Consider the following 20,217-nt stretch of genomic DNA (forward strand, 5'->3'; position numbering starts at 1 on the left):
AGTATATAGTTTGAATTTGGAGGAAAGAAAATATGAAGGAAGTACTGAAGTTAAAAGATGTATCTAAGGAATATGGAACTAAAGGATTTAAATTTAAAGTATTAAATAATATATCTTTAAATGTGAAGGAAGGAGATTTTATTTCTATAATGGGGCCTTCAGGAGCTGGGAAAACAACTTTACTTAATCTTATATCTACTTTAGATAAACCAACTAAAGGGCAAATTTTATTAGACAATATAGATATAGCGAAAGTTAAAAATAAAGATTTATCAAAATTAAGAAGAGAAAAAATAGGATTTATATTTCAAGATTACAACTTGTTAGATAATATGAATCTTATGGATAATATAGCACTGCCACTTGCATTAGGTAGAAAAAGAAGTAAAGAAATTGAATATGAAGTTAGAAGAATATCAAAAATATTTGGATTAGAGGAGCATTTAAATAAATATCCTTATGAGTTATCAGGCGGACAGAAACAGAGAGGCGCTGCTGCAAGAGCGTTAATAACTAATCCTAAAATAATATTTGCAGATGAGCCTACAGGTGCTTTAGATTCAAAATCATCTTCAGATCTTTTAGAATGTTTAAAAAGAGCAAATGAAGAGGAAAATGCAACTATAGTAATGGTTACACATGATGCTATAAGTGCAAGTTACTCAAAGTCTGTCTATATGTTAAGTGATGGAGAAATAAAGTGTAGATTAGATTCTAACAATAATAAAAAAGAGTTCTATGGAAAAATAGTTGATATGCTGGCAGCTATGGGAGGTGCTGAGTAATGAGTATTTTTTCTATAGCTTATAATAACTTTAAAAATAATATTAAAGTTTATGGAATGTTTTTTATATCAATGATATTTTCAGTAGCAATACTAAGTAATCTTTTTATTCTTATACAAGGTGAAGCTTTTTCATTTTTAGGTGATATAAATGAAAATAATACAAAAGTTATTACTTCTGCAACAACAGTAGTACTTATTATCTTTATGATATTTTTTATATGGTATGCTACTAACATATTTTTAAAGAATAGAAAAAAAGAAATTGGTATATATACTTTTATGGGGATAGACTCATATACAACAGGTAAGATTTATTTTGTTGAAGTAATGCTTATAGGAATAACTTCTTGTTTACTAGGTACAGGTATAGGTATTTTATTATCAAAGTTATTTCAAATGATTATATTTAGATTTGCAGGTTTTAATATTGATATTAAATTTAATGTAGAGCCTAGAGCTATTTTTCATAGTGCCACAATATTTATGATTATATTCTTATTTATGAGTATAAGAGGTTTTATAAATATTGTGAGAAGTAATGTTATAGAGCTTTTAAATGCAAATAAGAAACAAGAGAAGATGCCTAAAATAAATTTTATGATTTATTTAATAGCAATTTTATCTTTAGCAATAATAGGTATAGGATATATTTTTGCAGTAACAACAAATTCATCAGGAAACGTATTTAATGCCTTTAAAGCTTTAGTTTTAGTAGTTATAGGAACTTATGGATTTTTCGGTAGTGTAGTCCCTATAGTATTTAATATTTTAATAAAAAATAAGAATATTTTATATAAAGGTGAAAGTATAATTACAATTAATAATTTAGCATATAGATTAAGAAAAAATTCAGCAACATATGCAACAATTGCAGGTGTTACAGCTTGTGCTATAACAGTTCTTGGAACAGCAGCATCTATGAAAACACTATATGATAATGCTGAGAAAAATGCTATGCTTTACACTTTTGCCTTTGCTTCAGAAGATAGTATTAATATAGATAATATAAATACTATTATTTCTAAAGTAAGCAAAGAAAAATATATAGTAGATAATAAAGTATTAATGGTAGATACATTAGACAATGGTTCTGAATTTGTAGGTAGTACTTTGGAAGGAGAAAAATTAACAACAAATGTAGTATCTTATAGTGAAGCTAAAGAGATATTTAATACAATAAATAATAAAAAGGGTAAAAAGTTATTAGAAGAAAATAAACTAGAATATAATCAGTGTATTTATCTTCAAAGACCAGGAACTTTAATGAGTATTGCTAGCAATCCATCTTCTGTAACTATAGGAGATACCAATTTAGAGATAACAGAATATACAAGAACAGAACTTTTAGGAAGCTCATTAAATAACAGTACAATTATAGTAAGTGATGATATGTATAATAATCTTAAAGCTTATGGTAGAGAAATAAATTTCTATGGTTTTAAATGTAGTGATGAAAAGTCAGTAGAAAATAATATTGAAAATATAAGCAATGAATTAGAAAATGCTAATGTTATTACGGATAATAGCTTAGCATATTATGGTGGATATGAGCTTCTTTCTGTATCTTGGTTAAAGATTGTTTATGCTATAGGAGCCTTCTTATTTTTAGTATTTATATTAGCTGATGGAAGTATAATTTATATGAAAGTATATAGTGATGCTAATGAAGATAAAGAAAAGTATAATACTCTATTAAAGATAGGAGCTGATAAAAAAGATATAAGTAATGTAATAAATAAAGAAGTAATGATATTTTATATATTACCGTTTATTGTAGGAGGAATTCATAGTCTCTTTGCAATAAAAGTTCTAAGTGATTTTATGAGTGAAAATTTATTTAGTGTTTATTTAATAAGTATTTTAGTATGTATTTTAATTTTTGGATTATTAGCAGTTTTATCTATAAATACTTTCAAAAAGATTATAAAGATTAGATAGAAAAATTAAATTTACTAATGAGAAATTTAAAAAGCTTAATTTAGATAATATTTTTGAACAAAAATTAGTATAGAAATAGATGCCCTAAATGGTTGTTATATACAATGATTTAGGGTTTTTATAAAAAGTTAATACTTTTAAATAATATACTCGTAAATGATGATAAAATTATAAAAAAATTCAACATTATGTTTGTGAATTAGTCAAATTTAATAAAGTATAAAAAGATTATAAATATATGATTTTAAATGATATTAAAGCTTTATCATTCTTAATATTATTGTTATATTTGGGGTTGTAATAATAGTATATATATAATGATAAGTAAATAATACTTAGGAGGTATAATTTTGAAGTGGTATAATGTTGAAACAGTAGAACAATTAAAGAGTATTGGAAAATTTAGAGAGGTTTCTAAAATAGTTAAAAATGATTGTGGGAAGATAATAAATGTAAAATTGGGAAGTTGGAAGAATCTTTATAATAGTATTATTGAATTAAAACAATTAATACATGAATTTGAGGGAGAGATAAATGAAGGTAATATAAATAATAATTATAATGATAATAAATATTTTATATCAAAAGCATCTGAATATATTTTTTATTTAGTTGAATTAGATGGTAAAGAAAGAATGGAGAAGCTTAAAGTTACTAGAAAACATTATTCAAATAAGAAAGTAGCAAAAGAATGGAGAGACAATATTGCTAAAGAGATTCATCCAGATGTATGTAAAATAAAGGATGCAGAAAAAGCAATAGCAAAATTGAATCAATTATATTCTGGTATGATAAGCAATGAAAAATAATGAAATAGTTCCATATAGTTATCCTATAAGAGATATAAATTTTATAATGCCAGATAAACCAAAGGAAGCTAGTGCAAAGGTAATAAAAGAATTACAAAACTCCTATAATAAATGTTGTTTTTTAGATGAAATTGGACAAGTTTGGTTTGAGGCTGAAAAGCTTCATTCCATTTTAAGAACTACAAAGATAAATGCCAAATTTTATATAGATAGAATCAGTGATGAAAGTAAGCTTTATTTTAATAATGAAGTTTATATATTAGGGTATGAAATTATTAAAATAATAGATAAATTTATTCAAGGTGAAGCAACAGGAAAAAGAACAATATATCTAAGATTTTCAGAAGCTATATATAAAGCAATAAGAGATACTCCAGAAGCTCAAGTATTAAGAACTAAGTATCAAATTACCCTTAAAGAAGAAAGAAAAAAACTTAAAAATAAAAGAATTAAAAAGTATAAAATTAAAAAGGATGAGTTAACAGATAATGCTTTAATTAAACATAGAGCAGAGTTTTCTCATATTAGGAGCTTTGCAATTTTTAAGGATATTGCAGATGACATTGAAAACGGTTTAATAGTTAATAAAAGTACTCATGAAATAATAACTAAAGAGGGAATTAATGATGAAGATGAATTATTAATATTATGTAAGGAAAAAGGATGGAAGACCGATTGGTATAATAAATTTAAGTGTTACTTTGAGTTAAATTAATCATTGTAAATTTCCAAAGACCAGTAATCATTATTCCTGGTCTTTAAAATATGTATAATTAACATTAAGAACTTCAGCTATTTCTTTTATAGTTTCTGTTTTGGGGATTCGATTTCCTTGTTCCCAATTACATAAACTAGTAAAGATCCTATTCAACAAATTAGCAAATTCATGTTGATTTAGATTTCTCTGAAGTCTAAGATATCTTAATTTTTGAGCAAATGTATCTAATTCCATATCTTGTAGTATAATAGCAGGTGAAAAGGCTGGACTTTTTGTTGGTCATACTGAAGCTATATGTACAGGTAGCTTAGCTGGTCATAATGCTGTAAGATTAATAATGGGAATGCCATTATTGATATTACCTTCTTCTATAGCTATAGGAGATTTGATTACATTTGCTAATGAGAAGGCTGAAACTAGGGAAGGTAGAAAGGATAGGTATACTTTTGCTGGAGCTAGTTATTTTAAGAGAATGCAAGAGTTAGGTCTTTATACCACTGATAAGGATGAAATTAATGATAGGATTAAGAAGGTTAATTTAGATAATATATTTGAGCAAAAATTAGTATAGATAGGTTAAAACCTCAAGGAGCTATTATGACAGACTTGGGGTTTTTATATTATTATCTTATATTATTTTAATTAATTTACATTGTAGCTTTCTACAAAATTAATACAATCTAATACTTTAATAGTGTGAAAACTAAGGAGAGTAAAATAAAGTATTAACGTTTTATCTTGAATATTACCCTGTATTTTACATATATTTATACAAAAAATATAATTAATAATTAATTAAATAAGGGGGGATTATCAAATGGTAAATAATAAGTTTAATTTACTTAGATTTATTATTGGAACAATTATACTGTTCTTTGCATTAGCTTTTACTACTTTAAGATTAGATTCACCATTATTATTCATAGCATCATTCGTAATTGCTCCAGTATGTGTCTGTTCTTTTAACAAGTATATAAATCTAAGACAAAGAAATTGCTATAAGGGATTAATAGCATTATTTGTTGTCACATTTATATTGATTGGAGTTAATCTAGTAAGTTGTGAGGATCAAGCAACAAATAAAAATGTAGTTGAAAAGAATGATGTAGTAGAAGAAACTGCAACTACAGTAATAAAGGAAGAAGAGTTTACTGAAGCAACTGTACATTTCATTAATACTGGTGATTCAGATTCAATATTAATTGTACAAGATGATAAGTCAGTTTTAATTGATGCTGGTGATAATGATGATGAATCATTAATAGTAAATTATCTAAATGATTTAGAAATAAAGAAAATAGATTATTTAGTAAATACTCATCCAGATTCAGATCACTGTGGGGGATTAGATTCAGTAATAAACAATTTTGAAATTGGAACATTTTTTATTGGTAATGGAAATGCGGATTCTCAAACATATACTGATGTAATTAATACTGCGGCTAATAGAGGTATTAATCCATCAGTGCCACTAGAAGAATCTAAGTTTGAATTAACAAATAGCAGTTATATTCAATTTTTTAATACAGCTGGTGGAAGTGATAGTAATGAAAGTTCATTAGTAACTTTATTTGTAAATAGAGAAGATAAATTTTTATTAACTGGAGATGCTGGAGCTGAAACAGAAAATAAAATTTTATTAAAGATGCAAGATGTTGATGTATTAAAAATAGGACATCATGGCTCTAACAATAGTACAACTCAAAGTTTTTTAGATAAAGTTAATCCGGAATATGCTGTAATTCTAACTGGAAAAAACAGTTATGGACATCCACATGCAGAGGTTTTATCTAAGCTAGAAAGTGCAAATATTGAAATTCATAGATCAGATGAATGTGGAGATATAATATTTAAATCAACAGGAGAAGGTGTTTTTACTGGATGTAAAGAAGGTAGTTACTTAGCAAATGATAAAGAGTCTAGAGAAGAGGCAGAAAGAAAAGCTGAAGAAGAAAGAATTGCTTCAGAAGCAAAAGCAGCTGAGGAGGCTAGGTTAGCTGAAGAAGCTAGATTAGCAGAGGAAGCTAGGTTAGCTGAAGAGTCAAGAGTTGCAGAGGAACAAAGAATAGCAGAACAGGAGAGGCTTGAACAAGAAGAAGCTGCACAGACACAAAATAATGTTAGTGAAATGGTTTGGATAACTGCAACAGGTAAAAAATATCATAGAACTAATAATTGTGGCAATACTAATTCAGCAAATGCGAGACAAATAACTTTAGAAGAAGCTCAAAAGAATTATGAGCCTTGTAAAAAGTGTTATTAGAATATAAGGAAAGTAGTAGTTGATAGAAGTATAATTTATATGAAAATATATAGTGATGCTAATGAAGATAAAGAAAAATATAATACTTTATTAAAGATAGGCACTAACAAAAAAGATATAAGTAAAGTAATAAATAAAGAAGTAATGATGTTTTATATATTATAATAAAAAGGCTGAAAGTAGAAAGGATAGGTATACTTTCATAGTAGCTAGTTGTTTTAAGAGAATGCAAGGGTTAGGTCTTTATGATGTTGATAATGATGAATTAAGAAGATTAATTTTGATAATATATTTGAGTAAAAATTAGTATAAATAGATAAAAACCTCAAGGAGCTGTTATGGCATACTTGAGGTTTTTATTATTGTAGGAAGAGGGTTGATTATATTTATGCCAGAACAGATTCAAGTTAATAATATAGAAAGTATAAGAGAGAGTGTGTGACATATTACATGTAAAAATATGGATTATTTTAATAAAAATGTTTATAAAAATAAAGTTATTATGTATAATTATTTTAAGGGATTAACAGTAGTGTAAAAATTAATATAATTTGAGGTGGTAAATAATATGTTAAAAAAATTAATGTCGATATCAATAATAGCTTTAGCTATGTTTATATTGGTATCTTGTGGACAAAGTGTATCAAAAGAAGTAACTCCTGAAGAACAATTTATTAAGATATTTGAAAAAGAATTAAATAAGAGATGGACAGAAGTGGAGAAACTAGACTCAAAAGAATTAGATGCAGATAAATATAATGAAGAGCTTATTAAGATAGTTACAAAAGAGTTAGATGAAATTAAAAAAGCGGCCGAAGATTTAACAGATGTATAGTTAAAAGAAATAGCTGAAAATTATATAAAAGGTGCTGAAGCCCAAATTGAATCGTTTAAAACAACTGATTATGAATTGCAATGGAAATATCAAGAAGAAGCTAATAAATTAAGAAAACCAGCAATAGTATCATTGGTTGAAAAGTATGGAGTTATAATTGATGAAGAACATGCGCAAACATATAAAGACTTTAAAGAATCTGCTAATATTATGGAGTTAGAAAACGAAGCAAAAAAATATGCTGAAAAACTTGCATTAGAAATGACATTTACAAAAATTGAAGATGAATATGGATCAGAAGAATTTAAAACAATTATTGAAAATTCTTCTGAAATAGATTTTGAATATTTAAGTTTTGTTGTTAAGTGTAAGGAGAGCAATGGAGTTACAGTTTCTACAGAATATATATATTTAAATGACTTTGGACCAGGAGAAAAAACAAAGGGAGTTATTTATTCATTTGAAGATGGTATTGAAACATTAGAAGTTAATCTAGATAGCTTCTATTTAAAATAGTAGTATTATTAAGATAATATAAAATAAATTTTAAAAATTAACCTATTCCCTTTAAAAGAAATAATTTAAATATATAGTAATTTAAACGATGATTTAGTTATGTGATTGAAATCATCGTTTTTTAGTTTATTTATATAAGAATAGATAGCTATTTGAGTGTGTAAGAATATGGAGATTCAATTACAATTTTAGTGTTTATTTATTTGAGAGATATTTTATTAAGTGAAATTATTAATATTTATTTAAAAAATAGTCTTAATTTTTTCATTAAATATACATACTATATTTAATTTTATAAATGGTATTATTTTTAAAATATATTAAATTACACTAATTTATTAACTGGAAAGCAATTAGAAGTATTTAATTATATTGTAAATAATATAAATGAACTACCTAAATTTAAGACTTGTGAGGAATTGGCAGATAAGTTAGGGGTAAGTCCTGCAACTATTAGCACGACACTGTTGAGATTGAGTAATTTTATGATTTTATTTCTAAGATAAGAGAGTGTATTAAAAAATATAGAAAAAAGTAGAGTTATTAAGTTAGAAAGGGAATTTACTTATGACTAGAGAGCAAATAATAGATAAGATTATAAATGAAATTAAAGAGAAATATAGTGAAATTAGTATAATGAAAAATAAGGATCATTATGTATTAGAAATAAATTATAAAAATAAGAAAAGAGTATAGAGAATATAAAAAATTAATGTAAAATTTGAGTTATATTAGGAGGTAATTTATGAAGTTATTTTCGTATCTAAGTATTATTGTTGGTTGTATGTTAGTTATAGTGTCAGCTATATGGAATCTGAGTGGTACTATGGGTTACATAATAACAACAATAGGTGTGTTATTATGTCTTTTAGGAATTTTTATAAACAAAAAAGTACGAGAATTCATATTTAATTTATTTATAAATTTCTTTTAAATAATTAAAATAGATAAATAATATTTCAATGAGAAATATATGAAGATTAATAGAGTTAAACTAGGAGAATAGTTTTTTATAGTATTAAGATAAGCAAATCATTTATGGTAATAATTAGGGGGGGTGGCTATGAACGAGGTTTTATTAGTAAAAAATACTGAGCAAATGTTAGAGGAAAATAATATTGAGTATAAACAATATTATATATTAAAAGCTTTAAGAAAAAGACAAGATGGCAATAAGTTTTCGTTTAATGACCATATTAGAGCATTAGTATATTCACTATTAAGTAATCAAAGAAAATGGAAGCAAATTTAAGAGCACTTAATAGAAATAGATAAAATTTTTTATAATTATGATAAAGAAAAAATATTAGAAACATCATATGAATATTTTGAAATTAAATTAAGGGCGATTTCATGTGGAAATAGAAATATTCATAATCAAATGTTAAGCCTACATGAAAATATAAGAACATTTGAAAAAATAGAAAAAGAATATGGTTCATTTGATTCATTTGTTTTAAGTGATACTATAAATAATATTGCAATACAGTTATCTACAAGTAATAGTAGATATAAGTTAAAACAAATAGGATTTGCATTAGCCTTAGAATATCTTAGAAACGTAGGTCTTGATGTAGGAAAACCAGATCTTCATATTAGAAGAATTCTATCAATAAAAAGGTTAGGATATTCTAAATATGAAGAGGTAAAAGAGAAAGAAGCAGTTAAAATTATAGATGATATTACTAGAGAAAGTGAAAATTCACCAATGTATATTGATTTAATACTATGGTCTTTTTGTTCAAATATTTGTGGTGAAACTCCTAAATGTGATATTTGTAAAATTAGAGAAAGTTGTAAGTTTAATAAATAATATTATTGTAGAGTATAGTATATAAATAATGTAATTATAAATGTTTACTAATGATTATTATAATTAAATATTAGATGTTTTTTAGAGTGTATAAAAGTCTCAAGAGTTTCTCTTGGGATTTTTTAGATTAAATAATTATTTAAATTTAATGTATATTTTAAGTAGATTACTATGTTGCTATGATAAATAAATACAACTATAGTATAATTAATATAAAGTAAACTAAAAAGTAAATTAATATTGATAATTAATACTTTAGAAAGAAAGGATACTTATAGATTGTTATGGCATATTCATTTATAGATTTAGCAAAAGAAACTTTTAAATTAGTTAAAGAACCATTAACACAAAAGGAGATATGGGAAAAAGCAAATGAACTTGATATTGCTAATAAAGTAGTGAGTAGTGGTAAAACACCATGGGCTACAATTGGAGCAAGGATTTATACAGATATTAGAGATAATGAAAACTCAGAATTTGTACAAGTAAATAAGAGACCGGCAAAATTTTATTTAAAAGAGTTAATTCAAACTGTATTCATTTGAACTAAAGATTAAATTGAACTTTAGCAATTTAAGAGAGTATTATTTCCAAGCAGTATCAAATTTAAGTTGGGCAAATGAAGGATATTTAGTTGCATTAGAAATTGATGATGAGCCGTTATTAAGAGATGAATTAAGAAGATTAAATAATTCTTTACGAAAAGGAATAATGTAGAGGGATAAGTGTTATAATAATTACGATTGTATTAAATATAGAGATGGTCATTTATTTAAATATATTTATTTTATGAAAGTATTTAAAATTAAAAAATACGTTTATAACCTAAGGAGGAATTATTATGGCAGGAAACAGAGTAATATGTCATTGTAAAAATGTAGACTATTTAGCAATAAGAAAGGCAATGGTAGCAGGTGCAAGAACTTTAGATGAGATAAAAGAAATGACAGGTGCAGCTACTGGTTGTGGAAGATGTGCAGGAGAAATTGAAAAAATATTAGCTTCTGTATGTGGATGTAAAAACACTTCTCTTGAAGATGTAGTAAAGGCTGTGAAAAATGGAGCTGATACAGTAGAAAAGGTTGGAGAAGAAACTGGTGCTGGAACATGTTGTGGAAGATGTAAAGGCTTAATACAAAATGTTATTGATATAAAGAGATAAAGTAAAATAGCTATATTAAAATTAATTTAAAGTTTTGATATAGCTTTATTTTTTTACGTAAATATATTTATAAAACTACATCAAATATATTTTAATCACAGGTAAAATATGGTACAATAAAGAAAAATGTACTGAAAGGGGAATGTAAGTTATGACACCATCTAATTGCTAATATAAATTAAATTTTTAATTTTATATTTTATAATGAGTGAAAATTCACCTAATTAAATAGGTTTTATTGTTGTGCTCTTTATGGAATTAGGCATTTAGAAGGTAACTTACTTTACTGAATACAGACATTATAGTTTTTTATATATTTTAGATAGATATTCTTTTAATTATAGTATTATGAAATAATATAAGAAAGTTTTTTATGTTATTTATCATAGTTTTTATGTAATATAATTAATTAGAATACTGTTATTTTTAAAGACTATATTAATAATGCAATTTTCAGACTGTAGGGAGAGTGAATCTTCTTACAGTTTTTTTGTTTTATAGCTTTATGCCTTTCTGTTTAGAGTTTTAAGATAAAAAGAAAGAAGGCGTGTTTATGTTTGAATTATTCATGCAGTAGTTGATGTTATTGTATATCATGATGATGGAACTTATTTATTAATGCAAAGAGATTGGAATAAACTAAGTTAATTCACACTGAAAGTTTTATTAATCCATATACGAATAAGTTTCGAAAGTTTATTAAGACATTATATTAGGAGAAGGTAATTACATGATTGGAAATATTGTCACAGTAATAATAGATATACCAATGGGAACTTATCACCCCAAGCATAAAGATATTTATTATCCAATTAATTATGGGTACATTAGAGGAATAATAGCTCCAGATGGGGAAGAACAAGATGCTTATATAATAGGAGTGAATGAACCAGTAGTAGAATTTACAGGTGAGATAATTGCTATTATTAATAGAGTAAATGACGTAGAAGACAAATGGGTTGTAGCACCAAAAGGCTTAAGATTTACTAGTTCTGAAATAAAAAAAGCAGTACACCAATCCTTGTGATGAAAGATATATATGTGAACGTGAAAAGTGGCTTAGTGAAGCTGTTGATGAAAATAGTAATTATGTTAAAAGTTTTAGACAGTGTGCTAAGGAGTTAGAAATAGGTGTTGTTATAACATATCTTTCAAAAGGAGAAAATAATCTTATTTCAGCAGGCGATACTGAAGAAGTTATATTAGTGGTAGAATTTGATTTAGATAATATAATTTTATACAAATGAGGATTAATCAATTACAAGAAGAAGGGGCAAAACCTATAATAGATTTAAAACCTAATTTAGAAGAGTATTATAAGAAACATTTATTTTACTATATGATGATTATGGTTTTGTAAAAAATAATAATTTTATGAACTATATAATAGAAGGTGAGAGATGAGCAAATATTATATATTTATAAAAGAGGGGAGAGTAGATAGATTTGTTTTTTACATAAATCTATCTACTCTCCTGGAACTTAAAAAGTGCTAGGTATATTGAAATATAAATACCTAGCACTTTTTTAATTTATTAAAATATTTTTTGATACACTTTTATTTAATTTAATATGCATTACTATCATAACTATCAAAATTAATAGCAAATATATAGGAAAAACTATCACACTTATATGATTTGCAATAATACCAAATAGCGGTGGCATTAATAAATTTCCCACATAGGCACTTGCCATTTGTACACCTATAATTGCTTGTGACTTATCTTTTCCAAAATTGCTAGGTGTAGAATGAATAATGCATGGATATATTGGAGCGCAACCAAGACCAATAGTAACTAAGCCTATTAGAGACACTTGATGGCCAAGAGGTAAACACATAATTATAATACCAATTAAGATTATACCTTGCCCTAAATAAATCATTTCTTTATCCTTTAATTTCATTGTAATAAATCCACTAATAGCTCTGCCTACTGTAATTCCTATAAAAAATAGGCTTCCATAACTTGTTGCTACTTCTAAGTCAAACCCATGTTGTAATACCAAGTAGCTACTAGCCCATAATCCAGCCGTTTGCTCTAAAGCACAATAACAGAAAAACATAATCATTACTTGTTTAGCTCCAGGAATATTAACTATTTCTTTTAAGGTAAGTACTTTATCTTTTTCATTTTCAGTCTCAGCTTCTTGCATACCATTTATAATAGGACGTTTTTTCCAAAGAGGTAAACTTAATATAATTATGACAGTTAGACCAACTTGAATTAGTGATATATAACGATATCCCATATTCCAAGTTTGTCCATTAAGTAATGCAAAACTCATAATATATGGACCTATACTAGCTCCAACACCCCACATGCAATGAAGCCAACTCATGTGATGACTCTTATAATGGAGTGCTACATAATTATTTAAGGAAGCATCAACACTACCGGCACCAAGGCCATAAGGTATTGCCCATAATATTAACATCCAATAAGAATTACTTATAGAAAATCCCCATAAAGCTATTGCTGTCATCAGAACACTAAAGGCTGTAACTTTACCTGTCCCTAATGATTTTGTAAGACGATCACTTTGTAAACTAGAAAAAATTGTACCAGCATAAGATACAGGAACATTAAATTCCTGATACATAGTGGGCCAAACAGATCCTAATAATGAATCTGGTAATCCTAAACTAATAAAAGCTAAATATATGACTGCTAATAATAAATTAAACATATTGAATTTCCCCCCTTATATACTTATACGATTATATCATCTTTATTAAAAATTTTGTGAATTTTAAGTTTTTATATTTGAATTTATTAATTTTTTATGATAATATTGTTCGTTGTTTCAAACAATTAGAAAAGAGAAATGGAGGGAATTTTATGAAAAATAAAATTATATCTAATACTATAATGTTTATAGTAATTTTATTATTTGTTAACTTGTTTGGGCGTATATTTGGAGCAAGTAACAACTTAGTAGGAGTTACTATACTAGTGTCGATATTAGTACTAATGCAAGAGGATTTAACTAAGAACTTATATAATAATTTTATAAAATTACTTTTTATAAATTTAATTTCAGGAATTTTCTCTAATATATCAAGTCATCATATATATTTGGGATTAGTTTTAAATTTTGTAGTTTTATTATTAATTGGTTATTTTTTAACATCTAAATTAAATAAGGTAATCCTTGTTCCTTTTGGATTACAATATTTATTTATGTTATATACTCCTGTAACAGGCAATGATTTTATAAAAAGACTAGTGGGACTAACGATTGGGGCATTTTTAATAATGCTGATTCAACTTATAGTTCATAGAAAGAGCAAAAATAATAAAATTGAAGTTAAAAATATAGAAAAAGATATTATAAATAAAGAGAGTGAATATATAAGAATATTTAATAAATTTGATATTCATCATGTAAGAGGAGCTTATGCAATTAGGGTAGCTTTAATTACTACAATAGCAGTATTTTTAGTAGATTTATTTAATTTACCTCAAGGACGTTGGATAGTATATACAATATTTGCAGTAACAGAGTTATATTCTGAACATTGTAGAGTAAGATCAAAACAGCGTTTACAAGGTACTATTATAGGTGTAATTATAATAATGTTATTATTTATGGTTATTAAAGATAATGCTATAAGAGGATTGCTAGTTTTAGTAGCTGGGTACTTAGATTCATATACTACCAACTATAGAGATAAAATTATATGTATAACTATGTCAGTAGTTGCTTCAATTTCATTAACTAATGGAACTATTATAACAGCTATAGAAAGAGTAGGTTATATATGTATAGGAATTATATTAGCTCTTTTAGCAGATAAATTAATATTTAATAAAAAATTAGAATGTGTAGACAAGCTTATATAAAAATATGAGCTTGTCTCTATTTTTTGCCAGTATGGAATTTTAAAGATGTAGGAGATACATAAAATAAGAATAAATATAAATAATTAATAAAAATAAAATTTAATATAATCTTATATAATATAGTCGTAAATGAAGATAAAATAATAATAAAAGGTAAATTGACCTATTCAAAACATAGCAATAAGTGCTAATTATTGTAAAATGTAAGTGATTTCTATATAATTAGATTATGTTAATGAAGAAGTTAATAATTATTAGAAGGGGGAGAGATATGGGGAAAAATAGAATGGTATATCATTATTGTTAGCTAATGAATATTCAATTAATGAGTTAACAATAAGTAAATCTGAGGCAACTTATAGGTAAAGTTTAATTTCAGAACGATGAAAAAAATTTTTAGTATAAAATACAAATAATTTTGAAACAAAACTATGATAAGATCATAAAAAACAAAGAGAGGATAGTTTTGATTAATATATTAGTAGTATAAAGATGATACAAATTTAAGCAAAGCAGTATGAGTTATATAAAATCTGTAAAAAAGAGATATAGAGAGGTTGTAAGTTTAAATGAGAGCTAAAAATACTAAAATAATAGTTTTAAAGATTCCAATAGTAAAGTGGCAGTTACGTATTATTATTTATCTTGTTACAATTTTACTTGCAGTGATATCTTTGGTACAGGTGAATATTAATATTGTAGATGAAGTATTCTCAGACTTTATATATGGCATAACTGGAGTAAACTTATGTATTGCAGTTTATTATGCATATACAGATATCAATTATATTGTAAAACAAATAATAATACCAGTTATCCACAAGTATTCTTTTACCAATCGCCTTATAAAGAGTTATAGATTTCGTACTGTATTTTGTACTTATATATCTTGATATTCTAATTTTAGCAGTAGCATCCTATACGTTTTATAAGATTATAGTAAGTGTAATAAATATTTTTAAAGCTAGAAAGTATCAATTGTTGTACCTAAATCTATGACTATAATACTCATTTTATTCCTACTAAAATAATATTATTTTATTACAAAGTTATTGGAAAAAAAAGTAAAATATGATACTATGTAAGTATTATAGAATTGGGGGGATAATAATGAAGAGAGCATGTATAGCATTAAGTTTATTAATGCTAATATCATTAAATGGATGCAAAAAAGTAGAAAAAGAAGATGAGAAAGCAGAAACAAATACAATAGAAGTTCAAGAAGATGTAAAAGATGAAGAAACAGAAGAGAGTATGGAAAAAGAAGATGACAATAAAGAAGATAATATAATACAATCAGATGATTTATATAGCTATGAAATAATAATAAATGGACAACATTATAAATTACCTTGTAAATATTCAGAAATTAAAGAAGCAGGCTGGGTGTTAACAGATGATGAGACTACAGAATTAAATCCTGATAGTTATGGGCTAACAGGCGCATATTTAGGGGATACTGATAATTATATGGGAGTATCAATTATAAATCTTTCAAATGATGTTAAACAGTTAAAAGATTGTTATGTTGGTTATATTTCTATAGATTTTAGTTATGACAAAAATAAAGATATCGATATCCTTTTACCACAGGGAATAACTATTGGATCAACAATTGATGAAGTAGAAGAAGCATATGGAGAACCAACATCAGATTATGAAGGTGAATATTACAGTAAATATACCTATGAAGCTCAAATTTATAAAAATGTTGAATTTACATTTGATGTTGAAGATAAAAAACTTATGAAAATTGAAATGAGAAATTTTGTAGATGAGCCATCTGATATTGAGACAGCATCAAATAGCACTACAAATGATAATGAAGTTTTAGAAGTTGATTATACGGCACCGACAGAGTTAGGAGATGATTTATTAAGTTTTAATGTTAAATATGAAGGTGTATTATATAATGTACCAATACCGGTATCTGAATTAGAAAATAATGGATGGGTCATTGAAAAAGCTCCAGTAGATAAAATACAAGCAAAAGGATCACAAGGTGGATTTAAATTAAGAAAAGATAATAATACATTAACAACTAGGATGTATAATCCCCATGATACAGAAACATCTATAAATAATTGTTTAGTTACTACTATTATAACTGATAACTATGATTCAAAATTTGATTTAGAAATGCCAAAGGGAATCACTGTTGGAGCTACTGAAAGTGATATAATATCAGCATATGGTGAAACAAATTTAGAGAAAGAAGAATCAAGTAATATAATTTATTATTCATATAAGAAGAGTGCTTTGGAATATGTAACATTTATTATGAAAAAAGAAGACAAAGTAGTATATAAAATTGAAGTTGAAAATGAACCTTAAGGGCTATATATAAATTTATTTAATTATGAATTTTAATACTGTAATATTACTGGAAATACTTATTTCTAGTAATATTTTTTTACATTTTAGTCTCCTATTATTGCAATATTTAATTGGAATGGATATCTAGTAATATATATAGCTTTAAATGAATAAGTAACAAGATATGTTGCTTGTAGAAGAGCTAAAAAAGAACAATGAAATAGAAGATAATTCTATTAAGTTTTAGGAACTAATTTATAAGTGGTTCCTTTTTTGTTTTTATGTTTGCATTAAAATAATATATTGAGGTTGTAATAAATTTACTACTGTTATTATATTTTGAAATATTTTTAATAAAATATAATATGAGGGGTGATGACGAGGGTGTGAAAAAGAGAAATATAGTAATTACAGATGTTGGGTTGATTCTTTTGGTTACGGTATTTATTGTATTGCCAATAGTTTTATTTCTAAATTGGATAGTAAGAAATGATGAGCTAATTATACTTATAAAAATATTAACAATAGTATCATCAATAGGATTAATATTAACTTCATGATTACCTATTACGGGGATTAGAGGCGTATTTTCATAATAACTAGCTACTATGTTTCTAAAATCATTAACTTGAGTTAATAAAATATTAGAATCATTGCTACCAGCTATAGAATCACCTAATACAACAATAAAATCAGCAGAAGGAATGAGCTTACTGCTTTCCTTTAACAATGAATGCAATATCTTTTTATTTATACCATTTTCTTTACCTTTTGAATCTCCAAAAACAATAAACCTCATTATTTCTCCTTACTTAAATTATTTCTCCATTTTTTTAAAATATCAGGTCTCACAATTTTAACATAGCTTAAAAATTGATTTTTATATCCTAAATCATTTAGAGCATTAATAATTAAAGTTGGATATACTACATTTTTACTCATGGCTCTAGCCGTATCTATAAGCTTTATATCTTCATTATCAGTTATAAAAATATGAAATAATGCTGTATCTAATCTTGAAAATCCAACTCTATACATAGCATCATATAATTCTAATATTTTATTAGATAATGCAGGGGTAAGTGAGTTATTCAGTAGATATTTATCTAAATCAATACCTTTTATTAATTCTCTTATAATGTAATTATCTCCATAGCTATATAGCTTAGGAAAATGACTATCATTTTGTGATATAATCAATGTAAATACTTCATTTTCACAATAATTTTTTCTTTTAAAAACTTTAATACATTTTTCTTCATCTATCTTGTATACTTTTCCCTGTGTACCTTTACCTAATAGTTGTAATTGATTTATATTTATATCACCATACAGTTTCATTTAACACCATTAAAACGTAATAATACAATAATATATGTATAAATAGAGTAAATTTGCTACTGTGAAATATGAAGGCAAGAAGTAAGAATATAGATATTTATTTTGAAATCTAAATGTATATTAATAGTTTATAGATATAAGGATTAATTTATAGATTTAGCAACTTTAAAGTTTTATCAAAACAATGAAGTGAAATTTATAAATGCAATAAATTAACAAATATGGTATAATTAAATAAAAGTCATATACTTATATAAAGCATTTCATATAATATAGAATTAGGGAGATTAAATTATGGGGAAATTTACAGAATATATTGGTTCGCAATTTGCAAATCCAAGAGGGGTTATAGGTAAATGTTGTTGTTTAATAATGAATTCTATTAACAAGGCTATGTATAAAAATATAGTTAAAAATATTTTTTTGCAAGAACAATCAAATATATTAGATATTGGATATGGAAATGGGTATTTAATAAAGAAGATATATAAAAAGTACAAGCCTAATATTTATGGTATAGATATTTCTGAAGATATGAAAAAGATAGCCACTAAAAAGAATAGTGCAGCAGTAAAAGTAGGAAAGATTAATTTAGAGGTAGGAGATTGTTGTAATTTAGATTATGAAGATAATACATTTGATGGAGTTACATCTGTAAATACAATTTATTTTTGGAGTGACACTTTAGTAGGTTTATCTGAAATACATAGAGTTTTAAAAAAGGATGCTATTTTCTATAATGCTGTATATTCAAAAGAGTTTTTGAAGAAACTTTCTTATACTAAAAAAGGCTTTAAATTTTTTGATAAAGATGAACTAATATCAATTGGAGAAGAAGCAGGATTTTCAAAGGTAGTGGTCAGTGATATAGTAAATGGGAAAAGTTATATTGTTAAATATATAAAATAAATAGAGAAGTTAGTAAGAGGTATAGTATATGAGATAGGAGATTTTGCAATATATAGTGTTTTACACATCGGTTTATAATTTATTTGAATTAAGCAGATTATTTAATATATCTATAGAAGAAATCTTAGTTTAAAAACAAACAACTAAGGTTTCTTTTTTTATATTAATGAACATAATATTTTAGATTATGACTTTTCATATATAACCCAAAATTATAGCTATTAAGAAAATGTAAGAAAAATATTAAAAATTGCAATAAATATCTTATATAATATACTCGTAAATAAGTATTAACAATAAAAAAACTAAGTACAATTCTATACTCTCTTTTAACTCACAATAATATATAAGTTTTCATAATATAAATAAAAGGAGTGATTACTAATGAAAATAGCAGTAAGAGGGGGACATTGTCCAAATGTACCAGGAGCAAAAGGGATATTAGATGAGTTAACAGAAGATAGAAAAGTAAAAGAGTCAGTAGTTAAGTATTTAAAACAACTAAATCATGATGTTTTAGATGTTACTCCTCCAAATTCAACTTCAACATCATCAGAAGATTTATATTATGGGGTTAATAAAGCTAATAACTGGGGTGCAAATTTATTTATATCTATTCATTTTAATAAAGCCTATGACTCTTATAATGGAGCATTAGGAAGTGAAGTTTGTGTATATTCTAATTTTGATATAGCGCAAAGAGTTGTTAATGCGTTAGGGAATTTAGGATTTAAAAATAGAGGACAAAAGATTAGAACAGGTCTATATGAATTAAGAAATACAGCTATGAAATCTATGATAGTTGAGACCTGCTTTGTGGAAGCTACTGAAGATGTAAAATTGTATAATAAATTAGGTCCAGATAAAATTGGTAAAGCCATAGCTGAAGCAGTAGCAAATAGTAATGTTAATAGCTAAGATGTAGAAATACCATCAACAAATAATGAGTCAAGTTCAAATAA

At 25.4% G+C, this 20,217-nt stretch carries 23 protein-coding genes and 1 pseudogene; 21 read left to right on the top strand and 3 right to left on the bottom strand.

Going from position 1 to position 20,217, the window contains the following annotated elements:
• The first annotated feature begins 32 nt into the window (after positions 1-32).
• From I2E98_RS10240 to I2E98_RS10315, 17 genes and pseudogenes are all read left to right on the top strand, one after another.
• Positions 33-785 (top strand): ABC transporter ATP-binding protein, encoded by a 753-nt coding sequence (locus I2E98_RS10240; protein ID WP_195468824.1) that lies wholly within the window; start codon positions 33-35, stop codon positions 783-785.
• Complete coding sequence (locus I2E98_RS10245) at positions 785-2,725, top strand: FtsX-like permease family protein (protein WP_195468825.1); 1,941 nt, start codon at positions 785-787, stop codon at positions 2,723-2,725. The genes I2E98_RS10240 and I2E98_RS10245 overlap by 1 nt, the downstream gene beginning before the upstream one ends.
• A 350-nt stretch (positions 2,726-3,075) precedes the next feature.
• Positions 3,076-3,534 (top strand): hypothetical protein, encoded by a 459-nt coding sequence (locus tag I2E98_RS10250; RefSeq protein WP_195468826.1) that lies wholly within the window; start codon positions 3,076-3,078, stop codon positions 3,532-3,534.
• A complete protein-coding gene (locus I2E98_RS10255; protein ID WP_195468827.1) occupies positions 3,524-4,249 on the top strand; it encodes a hypothetical protein in 726 nt (241 codons plus the stop codon). Before I2E98_RS10250 ends, I2E98_RS10255 begins: the two co-directional genes overlap by 11 nt.
• A 253-nt stretch (positions 4,250-4,502) precedes the next feature.
• Positions 4,503-4,823, top strand: a pseudogene (locus tag I2E98_RS10265) (FAD-dependent oxidoreductase); the annotation flags it as partial.
• Positions 4,824-5,069: 246 nt separating this feature from the next.
• Complete coding sequence (locus tag I2E98_RS10270; protein WP_195468829.1) at positions 5,070-6,515, top strand: ComEC/Rec2 family competence protein; 1,446 nt, start codon at positions 5,070-5,072, stop codon at positions 6,513-6,515.
• 39 nt (positions 6,516-6,554) lie between these two features.
• Entirely contained in the window at positions 6,555-6,680 is a 126-nt protein-coding gene (locus I2E98_RS16200; protein WP_279324977.1) for a hypothetical protein, read from the top strand.
• 403 nt (positions 6,681-7,083) lie between these two features.
• Positions 7,084-7,350, top strand: coding sequence for a hypothetical protein (locus I2E98_RS10275; RefSeq protein WP_195468830.1), 267 nt, complete (start codon positions 7,084-7,086; stop codon positions 7,348-7,350).
• A 75-nt stretch (positions 7,351-7,425) separates the two neighbouring features.
• Positions 7,426-7,866 (top strand): hypothetical protein, encoded by a 441-nt coding sequence (locus I2E98_RS10280; protein ID WP_195468831.1) that lies wholly within the window; start codon positions 7,426-7,428, stop codon positions 7,864-7,866.
• A gap of 567 nt (positions 7,867-8,433) precedes the next feature.
• Positions 8,434-8,562 (top strand): hypothetical protein, encoded by a 129-nt coding sequence (locus tag I2E98_RS16205; protein WP_279324978.1) that lies wholly within the window; start codon positions 8,434-8,436, stop codon positions 8,560-8,562.
• A gap of 49 nt (positions 8,563-8,611) precedes the next feature.
• Positions 8,612-8,800 (top strand): hypothetical protein, encoded by a 189-nt coding sequence (locus I2E98_RS10290; protein WP_195468832.1) that lies wholly within the window; start codon positions 8,612-8,614, stop codon positions 8,798-8,800.
• Positions 8,801-8,929: 129 nt separating this feature from the next.
• On the top strand, positions 8,930-9,118 hold the full coding sequence (locus tag I2E98_RS10295) for a hypothetical protein (RefSeq protein WP_195468833.1): 189 nt from the start codon (positions 8,930-8,932) through the stop codon (positions 9,116-9,118).
• 129 nt (positions 9,119-9,247) lie between these two features.
• Complete coding sequence (locus I2E98_RS10300; protein WP_195468834.1) at positions 9,248-9,679, top strand: hypothetical protein; 432 nt, start codon at positions 9,248-9,250, stop codon at positions 9,677-9,679.
• Between the two features lie 284 nt (positions 9,680-9,963).
• The gene (locus tag I2E98_RS16030; protein WP_243251060.1) at positions 9,964-10,224 is read left to right on the top strand and encodes a winged helix-turn-helix domain-containing protein; all 261 of its coding nucleotides are present in this window, start codon (positions 9,964-9,966) and stop codon (positions 10,222-10,224) included.
• A gap of 13 nt (positions 10,225-10,237) precedes the next feature.
• Complete coding sequence (locus I2E98_RS16035) at positions 10,238-10,396, top strand: hypothetical protein (RefSeq protein ID WP_243251063.1); 159 nt, start codon at positions 10,238-10,240, stop codon at positions 10,394-10,396.
• Positions 10,397-10,520: 124 nt separating this feature from the next.
• Positions 10,521-10,841, top strand: coding sequence for a (2Fe-2S)-binding protein (locus I2E98_RS10310; protein WP_195468835.1), 321 nt, complete (start codon positions 10,521-10,523; stop codon positions 10,839-10,841).
• Between the two features lie 730 nt (positions 10,842-11,571).
• Positions 11,572-11,868: an inorganic pyrophosphatase gene (locus tag I2E98_RS10315; protein ID WP_195468836.1), complete on the top strand. Its 297-nt coding sequence runs from the start codon at positions 11,572-11,574 to the stop codon at positions 11,866-11,868.
• 500 nt (positions 11,869-12,368) lie between these two features.
• Here the strand turns inward: I2E98_RS10315 and I2E98_RS10320 are convergent, their stop codons facing one another.
• Complete coding sequence (locus I2E98_RS10320) at positions 12,369-13,532, bottom strand: MFS transporter (protein ID WP_195468837.1); 1,164 nt, start codon at positions 13,530-13,532, stop codon at positions 12,369-12,371.
• Between the two features lie 152 nt (positions 13,533-13,684).
• Here I2E98_RS10320 and I2E98_RS10325 point away from each other — a divergent pair, with 152 nt between their 5' ends.
• Positions 13,685-14,689 (top strand): FUSC family protein, encoded by a 1,005-nt coding sequence (locus tag I2E98_RS10325; protein WP_195468838.1) that lies wholly within the window; start codon positions 13,685-13,687, stop codon positions 14,687-14,689.
• A gap of 1,110 nt (positions 14,690-15,799) precedes the next feature.
• On the top strand, positions 15,800-17,023 hold the full coding sequence (locus I2E98_RS10330; RefSeq protein ID WP_195468839.1) for a hypothetical protein: 1,224 nt from the start codon (positions 15,800-15,802) through the stop codon (positions 17,021-17,023).
• Between the two features lie 232 nt (positions 17,024-17,255).
• Here I2E98_RS10330 and I2E98_RS10335 read toward each other — a convergent pair whose 3' ends face one another.
• Both I2E98_RS10335 and I2E98_RS10340 read right to left on the bottom strand, forming a co-directional pair.
• Complete coding sequence (locus I2E98_RS10335) at positions 17,256-17,804, bottom strand: metallophosphoesterase (protein WP_195468840.1); 549 nt, start codon at positions 17,802-17,804, stop codon at positions 17,256-17,258.
• Positions 17,804-18,346: a hypothetical protein gene (locus I2E98_RS10340; protein WP_195468841.1), complete on the bottom strand. Its 543-nt coding sequence runs from the start codon at positions 18,344-18,346 to the stop codon at positions 17,804-17,806. Before I2E98_RS10340 ends, I2E98_RS10335 begins: the two co-directional genes overlap by 1 nt.
• Positions 18,347-18,640: 294 nt before the next feature.
• Between I2E98_RS10340 and I2E98_RS10345 the strand changes: the two genes are divergently transcribed.
• Together I2E98_RS10345 and I2E98_RS10350 are read left to right on the top strand one after the other, a co-directional pair.
• Positions 18,641-19,255, top strand: a complete 615-nt coding sequence (locus tag I2E98_RS10345) for a class I SAM-dependent methyltransferase (RefSeq protein ID WP_195468842.1) — start codon at positions 18,641-18,643, stop codon at positions 19,253-19,255.
• Positions 19,256-19,639: 384 nt separating this feature from the next.
• The gene (locus I2E98_RS10350) at positions 19,640-20,173 is read left to right on the top strand and encodes an N-acetylmuramoyl-L-alanine amidase (protein WP_195468843.1); all 534 of its coding nucleotides are present in this window, start codon (positions 19,640-19,642) and stop codon (positions 20,171-20,173) included.
• Positions 20,174-20,217: the final 44 nt, after the last annotated feature.

Origin of the sequence: Clostridium sp. D43t1_170807_H7 (assembly GCF_015555905.1) — a bacterium.
Lineage (GTDB): Bacteria > Bacillota > Clostridia > Clostridiales > Clostridiaceae > Clostridium.